Below are 10,113 nucleotides of genomic sequence, written 5' to 3' on the forward strand. Positions count from 1 at the left end.
GAGCCTGCGGCAGCTTGGTCGCCTGCTACCGCAACTGGATCAAGTGCGTGACCCGCAGTTGCGCATCCATGCCCTGGTGGAAGCCTCCTATCTGCACAACGAGATTGGGCAGTACAGCCTGGGCATGCAGTATGCCGAGCGCATCCTTGCCAGCCAGCCGGATGCCCGTGCCAAAGCGCAAGACGGCGCGCGGCTCCGCGACCAAGCCTGCTCCCGCGCCCGTCGCCACAGCGCCAACGAAAGCACGCCGGAGGAGCAAAGGGGCACCACCTCCGTTCCAGCCGGTACAGCTGGCAACGCTGGTCGATCATGTCCCGGCAGGAGACCGCTGGGTCCATGAACTTAAATATGACGGCTATCGCACCTTATTGGCGGTCGGCGGCGGAGAGGGAAGAGCCTATACAAGGTCGGGTCTCGACTGGTCCGACCGGTTCGCTGGTCTTATTGCGGACGCCAAGACGCTAGATGCCCGTAGCGCGCTTATTGATGGCGAGGCTGTCGTGATCCTGCCTGACGGACGGACGAGCTTCCAGGCACTTCAGGCGGCGTTGAAGAGCGATCCGGGCAAAATCGATTATATGGCTTTCGATCTGCTGGCGCTTGACGGCGAAGACCTCACTGATCGCCCGCTGCTTAAGCGGAAGGAAAAGCTGGCCGCGCTGATCGGCAAGGGCAGGGGGCATATCCGCTACTCAGACCACATCGTCGGGCGGGGCGAGCAGTTGTTCGACAGTTTTTGCGGCGCCGGGCTGGAGGGCGTCATCTCCAAACGTATCGATGCGCGGTACACGGGATCGCGATCAGGCTCATGGGTCAAGACCAAGTGCATTCGCCGCCAGGAATTCGTTATCGTGGGTTGGACCCCGTCGGACAAGCAGCGCGGTTTCCGTGCGCTTCTGCTCGGCGTGCATGAAAAGGGCAAGCTGCGTTATGCCGGCAAGGTCGGAACCGGCTTTAGCGGTGACGAGGTTGAGCGGTTGATGGCGCTTATGGCGCCGCTTGAGCAGAAGAAGCCAACCGTCGATGCGCCGAGGGCTGCCGTGCGGGGGGCGACCTGGATCAAGCCCAGGCTCGTCGCCGAGATCGCCTATATCGAGTTCACTGACGAAGGTGTGCTGCGGCACTCCAGCTATCTGGGGTTGCGCGAGGACAAGAAGCCCGAAGCTGTCGTGCTGGAGGTGGAGGCCCCTGTCACGACCGCGACGCGACCGGCCAGCACCAGCGGCGTCAAGATCAGCAACAGGGACCGGATGATCTTTCCCGAGGGCACGCTGACCAAGGGTGAACTGGCCGACTATTATGAGGCCGTGGCTGATATCATGCTGCCCTGGGCCGGAAGCCGACCTGTCAGCCTCGTGCGATGCCCGCAAGGTCGCGACAAGAAATGCTTCTTCCAGAAGCATGATGCCGGAAGCTTTGGCGACAGCGTCAAGCAGGTCGCGATCCTGGAGAAAGATGGCCATGAGGAGCCCTATCTGTTTGTGGACTCCTCTGCTGGCCTCCTCACCTGCGTCCAGATGGGCACGATCGAGTTTCAGGGCTGGGGCGCGCGGATCGAGGATGTCGAAAAGGCCGATCGCCTCGTCTTCGATCTCGACCCGGATGAGGGGTTGGAATTCAAGGATGTCGTCTCCGCTGCGCTTCACCTGCAGGACGTGCTGGGGCAGATGGGGCTGGTGACCTTTCCGATGGTGACGGGCGGCAAAGGGGTTCATGTGATTGCGCCGCTGACGCCCACGGCGGAGTGGCCACAGGTCAAGGACTTTGCCCATCGCTTCGCGCTGGCCCTGGCGCAGGCCGATCCCGACCGGTTTACCGCTGCGCTGGCTAAGGCCAGACGTTCGGGCAAGATATTCATCGACTATTTGCGCAATCAGCGCGGCGCGACCGCCGTCATGCCCTATAGCGCGCGCTCAAGGCCGTTTGCCCCGATCGCCGTGCCGCTGACATGGGAAGAACTCCGCGATCTCGATAGCGCAAATCACTGGCATATCGGCGACGCGGGGGAGATGGTGAGGCGGGCGGCTTCCAGGAACCTTGCCAACTGGGGGCGGGCCGACCAGATCCTGCCAGACCTGTGAAAATCGCAACCTATAATGTGAACGGCGTGAACGGACGGCTTCCGGTCTTGCTGCGTTGGCTTCGCGAAGCAGAGCCGGATATCGTCACGCTCCAGGAATTGAAAGCGCCTCAGGAAAAATTTCCCGAAGCGGCCATCCGCGACGCAGGCTATGACGCGATCTGGCACGGGCAGAGCCGATGGAATGGCGTGGCGATCCTGAGCCGTGTTGGCGAAATTCATGAAACCAGGCGGGGTCTGCCGGGCGATCCCCATGACGAACAGAGCCGCTATATCGAGGCGGCGGTCGGCGGCGTGCTCATTGCAGGCCTCTATCTTCCCAACGGAAATCCAAGGCCGGGTCCGAAATATGATTTCAAACTGCGTTGGTTTGAGCGGCTGCACCAGCATCTTGCAACGCTTATCGATCTGGACGCGCCGGTGGTGATCGCCGGCGACTATAATGTCATGCCGACAGACCTCGACGTTTATGCGCCAGACCGCTGGCGAGACGACGCCTTGTTTGCGCCTGAAGTGCGTGCGGCCTATCAGCGCCTGCTCGATCAGGGATGGACGGATGCCCTGCGATATCTGCACCCTCACGAGACCATCTACAGCTTCTGGAAATATCTGCGCTTCGCCTTCGAGCGCGACGCTGGCCTGCGCATCGACCATCTCCTGTTAAACGACAAAGCAAAGGCGCGACTGATTGCGGCCGAGGTCGATAAGGCGCCGCGCGGATGGGAGAAAAGCAGCGACCATGCGCCGGTCTGGATTAAGTTGGGAGAAAAGCCACGTCGCCGCAGAGCGAAGAAGCCGACCTGATCAGGCAGGCCGCTCGCCTCCTCGGAACGAAGCATGCGGTCCCCCGTTCGACGTTGATCAAAGGTGAAACGCAACAGGAGCGGATGATGGAAGAGCCAAACCCCGGTCAGAAGCCGAATGCTGAAAAGCGCGCCACCGAACCAGGCATCCATGAACAGGCCGCGCCTCGGCTTCAGCCCATGAGTGACAAGGAAAAAGCCCAGATAAAAGATGGCCAAACGAGGGCGCGCCGGGATCGGGATGAAGCGCTGGCTGATGGCCATGGCGATCATAAGGGAGAGGAAGGCAACTGACTGCTGGGGCCAGGACTGTCCGGCAAAAAGAAGGTCGGTCCTAAAAGGGCCGACCTTATTGAGTTCTAGGAGAGGATGCCTGAAAGGCAGGGCGTATGTGGCATCGGCCGCTTGAGCTCGCAAATGCGAAGAGAAGACTGCCGCATGCAGCATTTGCAATCGGCTCAGCTGTCCTTGGCATCGAGCGCCACAAACCACTCGGCGTACGGCGTATTGCGGGCAAGATGCCGATTGAAATCCGGAGCGCCGTCCTCCCACCAGACCGGCCCCCGCTCGCCGAGCTTCCGCTTGGCAGCATCGACCCGGTTCCGGGCATCTCGCTCCGCTGACCCGTTTCCGACGCGCTTGGCCACTCCCACGTCGCGACGCGCGTCCATGAGCTGCTGGACAAACCGCTGGCGCACATCCTCGCTCAATGCCGGATTGGTCGCCCGCCATAGTCGCCCGCGCACCACGAAATAGCGACCGTCTGGCGTCACCGGATAGGACGGCGTATCAGTCCTTGCGCTCAGGAAGCTTTTTCCTCTTCGTCGCAGCGAATTCCTCAAGCTGCTTTTCAGACATGGATTTCTCCATATCTTTCGATGCGCCTTTCAGCTTCGATTTGGGTGTTTCGCCGCGCTTGGCGGACAATGCCGCACCTGCGGCTTTTTGCTGGGCTTTGGACGTGGCGGGCATGATCACGGCATCTCCTTTGTAGACGTCTCAACGCCCGGCATGGCTTCACGCTCCGTCGCGCCCAGCTTTTAGAGTGCGGAAGGTGATCGACCACCGGGGCACTTCCATCTCCGCGATGCTATGTTCCCATTCCTGCCGGACTTCTCCTGACAGCTGGTAGATGGATCGGGGCTCAAGCGGAACAGTCCGGCGGTCAAATCCACTTTGTGTCCGCCGCCTGAAGCGCATGGGTGCACCCGCACCAAGCGAGATGCCCACGACCCGATCGAACACCGGGCGGTCACTGTGCCAACCGATGCCTGCACCTATATCGTAGCGGATGAGGAGGGCCTGGACCAGAATTTCCGGCTCAAGGCCGGCAAAACGCCCAGCCCGCTCGCGGATGGGGAGCAGCCAGTCGGGCATAGGGTCGGTCGGGCCAAAATGACCATTCTCAAAATCATAGGTCCAGCCATAGCTGGTGGTGAGCCTTTTGCCGGTCCACTGCTGAAACCGAAATGGCGTGAGCGGCGCCGCATTAATGTGTTCGATCAGGGCCGCCTCTTCAGCCTTGCTCAAAAAGTCGGCGGCATAGTCGAGGCCAGGGAGAAGGGGTGGCGCGAACAGATCGATTTGCTGGGCATCGGCCGTCTTCATAGCAGCGCCATCTGGCTGTCAGCGGAAGGCGGCAGCTGGCGGCTTCTCCATAGGTCTTCGGTCGTTTCGACGCGGAACCGCTCGGCAGCGAAGGGCGCTCGATATTGAAATCCGATCACGCTCTCGATCGGGCCATGCAGCCAGGCGGAATATTCATGAGGGTCCAGCAGGACTGGCATCCGATCGTTCGTCCCCATTATGGCCTCATTGGCAGGCATCGTCATGCCGGCATAAACCGGGCCCCGGTCCGGCATGTTCCGGCAGAAGCCGGCCCAGGCCATGATCGGCTGGCGCTTCAACGAAAACCAGGTCCGCGTGCGGCCGCCGGGTGGTCCATCAGGGTTGGCGAAATGGGTCATCACGATCAGGCACCGATAGCGCGGATCTGCCACCATCTGATCCCACATGGGATTTGTGAGATCAGCGGCTAGTCCGATCCTTCCTGGCTCTTCGCCGCGTTCGCGCATTTCACGTGTCATGCGACGAAACCCCATGTCACGCCGCGCATGATCCGCCGACCCTTATTCTCGAAAACCACCAGGCCGAGCGCACCTTCAGTGGTCTCGGATGGAAGCTCGATCGAGGCAGGCATATCCGCGCCGAAATGTCGGGCGACCTCGCTCAGCCCCGCCGCCATGCAATGCAGTCTCGACATGCGCCGATTAGTTCGCCTTCTGCCCGGTTTCGCCCGACATGTTGAAGCGGTCGAGCAGACCATCGATCGGATGGATGCCGGTCTCTTCAAAGGCCGAGCGCAAAGTCTGGGCGTGATGTCCGAGCAACTTACCATAGGCCTCAGCGCCTTTGCGCAGGCTCTGCCGTGTCGGGAATTCAGGTGCCTGCTCCATGATGCAGGCGAGGCCCATCAAAATGCCTTCAACCGCGAGATCAGGATCGACCGTCTGATCGCTGTCTCGGACTGCTGACCCAAGGATCAGCTCAAGCGTCTGCTGGGCAATGCGAAGCTGCGTCGCCTCGCTGGGCGGCAGGCTATCGATGCCTTCAATGGCGATGATGCGCGGCGTCATACTGCTGCCTCCTTACCAGGGAATTTCATTGTCGGTGACAAGCTCGGGATCATGGCCTGGATGATAACGCGCCGACGGCGAGTCGTGCTCCGATTCGGTCGCAGACTGGTGGATCGAAGGTTCTTCAGCCGCCTCGTCCCCAAGCTTGAGGCTTAATTTTTTCGCTGCGAGACCATCGGTTTTTCCTGCCTTGTTTCAGAAGCGTGTCGCTGAGGATGCGTCTGTTCGACTCCGCCCCCGTTGACTTGGACCCTGTATGGAACAAAATAGGAACGAATCTAACCGCGAGCCAGAAAGAGGCCCTTCAATGATGGAAAGAGGGGCGCCCCCCCGTGTTGCTGCCTTGCGCGCACAGATTGCCGAGATCGAGGGCGCGGAACGTCGGCGCAAAGAGGTATTGCCATTTGGGCTGGAGATGGTCGACGCCAAACTGCCGGGCGGGGGTCTGGCGCTGGGCGCGCTGCATGAAGTGGCGGGCGGCGCACAGGGGGTGACCGATGGCGCGGCTGCCGCGCTGTTCGCCGCTGGCATTCTCGCGCGGGTGAGCGGCAGTATTCTCTGGTGCATGACCGAGCCTGATCTGTTCGCGCCCGCCATCGCGCAGGCGGGGCTTGATCCCGATCGCGTCATCTATGTTGAGGCCCGCGATGAAACGGCGGTGCTCGCCTGTTTTGAGGAAGGCCTGCGGCATGGTGGCCTTGGCGGCGTGGTCGCGGAACTCGCCCGCCTGTCGATGACATCCTCGCGGCGCCTCCAACTGGCGGCCGAGAGCAGCGGCACCATTGGAATAGCGATCCGGCGCTGGCGGCGCCTGGCCGAAGCGTCGGACTTTGGCCAGCCCACGGCGGCCGCGACGCGATGGCGGGTGACGGCCGTTCCATCCGAACCCTTGCCGGTGCCGGGGGTTGGTCGGCATCGCTGGTTTGTCGAGCTCATTCGGTGCCGGGCAGGAGAGAGCGCCGATTTTCTGGTGGAAGCCTGCGATGCGACAGGTCGTCTCGCTATTCCTGCCGACCTGGCCGACGGATCGGCTGCGTCGCAGGCTTGGGTGCAGCGCGCCGCCTCCTGACGCGCCGCTGATCCTTGCTGGCATGGAAGGGCAACGTCGGGTGGTCACCGCGGCGAACGCCGCCGCGCGCTTGATCGGTTTGCGCACAGGCCTGGCGGTGACGCAAGCGCAGGCGCTGGTGCCCGATCTCCTCATCATGGATGCCGAGCCACAGGCGGACCCGGAAGGGCTGGAGCGTCTCGCTGTCTGGTCGCTGCGCCGCTATGCGCCGATCATAGCGGTCGATCCGCCCGACGGGTTGATGCTCGACATCACCGGCGCCGCTCATGCCCATGGCGGCGTGATGGGGGTGCTCAAGGACGTAGTGACGCGACTTGCCGAGGTGGAGACGGTGGCGCGCGCAGTGTGCGCGCCCGCCTATGGTGCTGCTCATGCGCTGGCGCGTTATGGCGCCGAGCCGCTGCGCGTCATCGATTCTCTTTCATTGCCCGAGGCAATTGCCGAATTGCCGCTTGCCGCGCTTCGCCTGGAGCCTGCGATCGTCTCTAATCTGAGCAAATTGGGCCTGGAAACGATCGCCGATCTTGAAGCCATGCCGCGCGCCTCGCTCGCGCTGCGGTTCGGGTCGGCGCCCGGCCTGCGGCTCGACCAGGTCTATGGCCGCGTGTCCGAACCTTTCGAGCCGGTCGCGCTGCCCGAAACGATTGCGGTGGAGCGCCGCTTTGCCGAACCGATCGGCGCGCCCGAGACCCTTGCCCGCTACACGCACAAGCTGGTGGACGCCCTGTGTCAGCAACTGGAGGAAGCGGGCGTAGGGGCGCGACGGCTGGACCTGCGCTTTCACCGCGTCGACAACCGGATAGAGGCGATCCGTGCCGGGCTTGCCAAGCCAAGTCGGGACAGGAAGCAAATGGGACGGCTGCTCTGCGACCGGATCGAGACGGTCGATCCTGGCTTCGGGGTCGAGAAGATGGTGCTGGCAGCGCCTTTGGTCGAGCCGCTTGGGCTCCGCACCATCTCGCATCTGGGCGAGACGCCCACGCCTGATGTGGCAGCGCTGGTCGATATATTGGGGAACAGGGTAGGGGAGGAGCGGCTCTATCGGGTTGCCGCGCGCGAAAGCGATATTCCCGAGCGCTCCGTCACCCGCATTGCCCCCATGGCGGATCCGACCTTGCTGCGCTGGCCCGAGCGCTGGCCGCGCCCAGCGCGCCTCTTCAAACGTCCTCAACCCATCGATACCATGGCCCTGTTGCCCGAGCACCCACCAGTTCACTTCGTTTGGCGCGGCATGCGCCGGAAGGTGAAGCGCGCGGACGGGCCCGAGCGCATCTATGGCGAATGGCATGTGAGCGATGAGGAGTGGCTGAGCGTCCGCGATTATTTCCTCGTCGAGGACGAGACCGGCGCGCGCTACTGGGTGTTCCGTCAAGGCGATGGCATGGACAGCGCGACCGGTTGCCAGGGCTGGTTTCTGCATGGGTTGTTCGCCTGACGATAATAGCTGTGGCGATGCCTGGACCGGCGCGCTGCGGCACGATTGCGCTGCCAAGGCCAAGCAGTCATAGGCTGGCTCGCATGGACGAAAAAACAAATTCGACGATTCTGCGTGTCATCGAACGTGCGCCGCAATGGCTTCGGCACGATCTGGAAGCAAAAGAGGCTGGCGTACGGGCACGGGCCGAGGAGACGCTGGCCGCGATGATCGCCGATGCTCTGGCTTCAAACGCCCCATCGTCAGACTCAACTACGGGGCGCTAAGCCAGCTCGAATGCTACGGCACTGATCTCGCACCATTTTGGGAAAAGCCGGTCTTGTAAGAAGCTGCTAAATACCTAAGTTAGCAGTGTCGCTCTTCCCCTTTGAGCGACACCTCCCTGAACCTTGGCCCCGCCGTGGAGTGCGCTCCGGCGGGGTTTTCTTTGCCTACTGCGCGTTGCGCATAGTTTGGGCTTTGGTGATGACGCGCCGTGGAGGGATGTAGCGACGTCGCGACGTTATCACCGTGTCAGATAGTCGATTGAAATTCGATATATTCTACGATTGCCAACGACACATTCTCTACTTTATCTGGTCTTCCAGTAGCAGGCTTAAGCCTGGGGGCGGCACACGCTTGGAATCGCGGCCGCCCTAAAACTGGCCTTACTGATAGCCGCCTTCCTGTGCGCGTTTTTCAGCGGCTTCTCGTTGCGCGTCCTCGAGATCGTCGGCATCGTGGCCTTCATCGTCGGCGTCCACATCAACATCGACGTCTTCGTCCGTGCCATCGGGTTGGTCGGTCCCGGGCAGATCGTTCATCGATGTACCCTTCATGTCAGCCTGATCATTTTCACCGGGGAAGTCTTCGGGGGTCATGGCTCTCTCCTATCAGGCGTGAAGCCAAGCCAACAGGTCAGATGTGCGCATGTTCCCGTCATTTCGTATCCGTACGGTCCTTGGTGGGTCGACTGCCTCCCAGATCGGGGCGATGTCATGGGCGCCGCATTCTGGATGGCTTTCTGGCAGCCAGGCGGAGGGCGACGTAGCCGGCAATGCCCGCCAGAAGAGAGGCCAGGATGATGGCGAGCGCTGCCACCTCCCGCGTCGCTTCGTCGGTAAAGGCAAGGCTTGAGATGAAGAGCGAGATGGTAAAGCCGATGCCCGCCGTGCAACCGATGGCGGCGATCATAGGCCAGGTGACGTTTTTGGGCGCCTCTGCAATTCCGAGACGCGTCGCAATCCAACTGAAACCCAGAAATCCGATCGGCTTGCCGACCACCAGGCCAGCAAGGATCGCTGGCGCCAGCGCCGAGCCGAGCGCAGCGGTGATAAGGTCGCCGCTCATATGCACGCGGACATTGGAAAGCGCGAACAGCGGCAGTACGATATAGCTGATCCACGGCGTCAAAAGGGTGATGAGCCGTTCTCCCGTCTCATGGGTAGCGCCGGTCATTTCATGCAAATAGCCAAGCCGCTCCTCCGCCTTTTGCTCGGCGGCAGAACTTTCCTCCTCGCCATCGCTCTCTTCGGCATGGTCGTGCGCAGCCTGGAATTCATCGACCTTCTGCTGAACCTTGTCGGCAAATTGCGCGCGGCGGAGCCGGGGGTGAACCGGCACGAGGAAACCAATGAGAACCCCGGCGATGGTCGTGTGAATGCCCGACTGAAATATCCCGGCCCAGAGCAGAAGCGCGAGCAGGACATAGGGCAAGGAGGCGCCCCATTTCAGCCGACGGAGCAGATAATTGCCGGCGAACGCAGCGCATCCGAACAATAGCCCCGCAACATGAATGCCCTGGCTGTAAGCGACCGCGATGACCAGCAGCCCACCAATGTCGTCAATGGCTGCGAACGCCAGGAACAGCGCCCGGACGCCGGGCGGCAAGGATTTCGCGAAAATCCCAATGAGGGCGAGGCCGAAAGCCGTGTCCATCGTGATCACGGTTCCCCAACCTGTCGCGACCTCAGTGCCTCCGGCGATCAGCAGATAGAGGAGCACGGGGACCAGCATGCCGCCTGCGGCCCCGGCAATGGGGAAGGCAGCTGTTCGCCAGCGCGAGAGTTCGCCGCGGACCAGCTCTCGTTTTACGTCAGTACCGATGATGA

14 protein-coding genes are annotated in these 10,113 nt (G+C 62.0%); 6 read left to right on the forward strand and 8 right to left on the reverse strand.

What is annotated here, in order from left to right; genetic code table 11:
• The first annotated feature begins 161 nt into the window (after window positions 1-161).
• The 3 genes from ligD to VMR39_RS09385 all read left to right on the forward strand — a co-directional run bounded on the left by ligD (window position 162) and on the right by VMR39_RS09385 (window position 3,177).
• Window positions 162-2,081 (forward strand): DNA ligase D, encoded by a 1,920-nt coding sequence (gene ligD, locus VMR39_RS09375; protein WP_414712482.1) that lies wholly within the window; start codon window positions 162-164, stop codon window positions 2,079-2,081.
• Window positions 2,078-2,884, forward strand: coding sequence for an exodeoxyribonuclease III (gene xth, locus VMR39_RS09380; protein WP_325415700.1), 807 nt, complete (start codon window positions 2,078-2,080; stop codon window positions 2,882-2,884). Before ligD ends, xth begins: the two co-directional genes overlap by 4 nt.
• 86 nt (window positions 2,885-2,970) lie before the next feature.
• On the forward strand, window positions 2,971-3,177 hold the full coding sequence (locus VMR39_RS09385; protein WP_325415701.1) for a hypothetical protein: 207 nt from the start codon (window positions 2,971-2,973) through the stop codon (window positions 3,175-3,177).
• Between the two features lie 164 nt (window positions 3,178-3,341).
• Here VMR39_RS09385 and VMR39_RS09390 read toward each other — a convergent pair whose 3' ends face one another.
• The 6 genes from VMR39_RS09390 to VMR39_RS09415 are packed head-to-tail and all read right to left on the reverse strand — an operon-like array spanning window position 3,342 to window position 5,519.
• Window positions 3,342-3,656, reverse strand: a complete 315-nt coding sequence (locus tag VMR39_RS09390) for a hypothetical protein (RefSeq protein ID WP_325415702.1) — start codon at window positions 3,654-3,656, stop codon at window positions 3,342-3,344.
• 16 nt (window positions 3,657-3,672) lie between these two features.
• Window positions 3,673-3,855 carry a DUF3008 family protein gene (locus VMR39_RS09395; protein ID WP_325415713.1) on the reverse strand — a complete coding sequence of 61 codons (183 nt, stop codon included), beginning with the start codon at window positions 3,853-3,855 and terminating at the stop codon, window positions 3,673-3,675.
• A gap of 45 nt (window positions 3,856-3,900) precedes the next feature.
• Window positions 3,901-4,491, reverse strand: coding sequence for an alpha-ketoglutarate-dependent dioxygenase AlkB (locus VMR39_RS09400; RefSeq protein WP_325415703.1), 591 nt, complete (start codon window positions 4,489-4,491; stop codon window positions 3,901-3,903).
• Complete coding sequence (locus VMR39_RS09405; protein WP_325415704.1) at window positions 4,488-4,970, reverse strand: SOS response-associated peptidase family protein; 483 nt, start codon at window positions 4,968-4,970, stop codon at window positions 4,488-4,490. The genes VMR39_RS09400 and VMR39_RS09405 overlap by 4 nt, the downstream gene beginning before the upstream one ends.
• Complete coding sequence (locus VMR39_RS09410; protein ID WP_325415705.1) at window positions 4,967-5,146, reverse strand: hypothetical protein; 180 nt, start codon at window positions 5,144-5,146, stop codon at window positions 4,967-4,969. The genes VMR39_RS09405 and VMR39_RS09410 overlap by 4 nt, the downstream gene beginning before the upstream one ends.
• A 7-nt stretch (window positions 5,147-5,153) precedes the next feature.
• The gene (locus VMR39_RS09415; RefSeq protein ID WP_325415706.1) at window positions 5,154-5,519 is read right to left on the reverse strand and encodes a hypothetical protein; all 366 of its coding nucleotides are present in this window, start codon (window positions 5,517-5,519) and stop codon (window positions 5,154-5,156) included.
• Window positions 5,520-5,826: 307 nt separating this feature from the next.
• On the opposite strand from VMR39_RS09415, the gene VMR39_RS09420 reads away from it, so the two are divergent.
• The 3 genes from VMR39_RS09420 (at window position 5,827) to VMR39_RS09430 (ending at window position 8,289) form a co-directional block, all read left to right on the forward strand.
• Window positions 5,827-6,588, forward strand: coding sequence for a damage-inducible protein (locus VMR39_RS09420; protein ID WP_325415707.1), 762 nt, complete (start codon window positions 5,827-5,829; stop codon window positions 6,586-6,588).
• Window positions 6,503-8,023 carry a DNA polymerase Y family protein gene (locus tag VMR39_RS09425; RefSeq protein ID WP_325415708.1) on the forward strand — a complete coding sequence of 507 codons (1,521 nt, stop codon included), beginning with the start codon at window positions 6,503-6,505 and terminating at the stop codon, window positions 8,021-8,023. The genes VMR39_RS09420 and VMR39_RS09425 overlap by 86 nt, the downstream gene beginning before the upstream one ends.
• An 83-nt stretch (window positions 8,024-8,106) precedes the next feature.
• Complete coding sequence (locus VMR39_RS09430) at window positions 8,107-8,289, forward strand: DUF6771 family protein (protein WP_325415709.1); 183 nt, start codon at window positions 8,107-8,109, stop codon at window positions 8,287-8,289.
• 381 nt (window positions 8,290-8,670) lie between these two features.
• On the opposite strand, the gene VMR39_RS09435 is transcribed toward VMR39_RS09430, so the two are convergent.
• Together VMR39_RS09435 and VMR39_RS09440 are read right to left on the reverse strand one after the other, a co-directional pair.
• A complete protein-coding gene (locus tag VMR39_RS09435; RefSeq protein ID WP_325415710.1) occupies window positions 8,671-8,883 on the reverse strand; it encodes a hypothetical protein in 213 nt (70 codons plus the stop codon).
• A 115-nt stretch (window positions 8,884-8,998) separates the two neighbouring features.
• A partial coding sequence (locus tag VMR39_RS09440; protein ID WP_325415711.1) for a Na+/H+ antiporter NhaA occupies window positions 8,999-10,113 on the reverse strand: 1,115 nt, incomplete at its 5' end.

The sequence above is a fragment of the Sphingobium sp. genome (genome assembly GCF_035511395.1).
GTDB lineage: Bacteria > Pseudomonadota > Alphaproteobacteria > Sphingomonadales > Sphingomonadaceae > Sphingobium.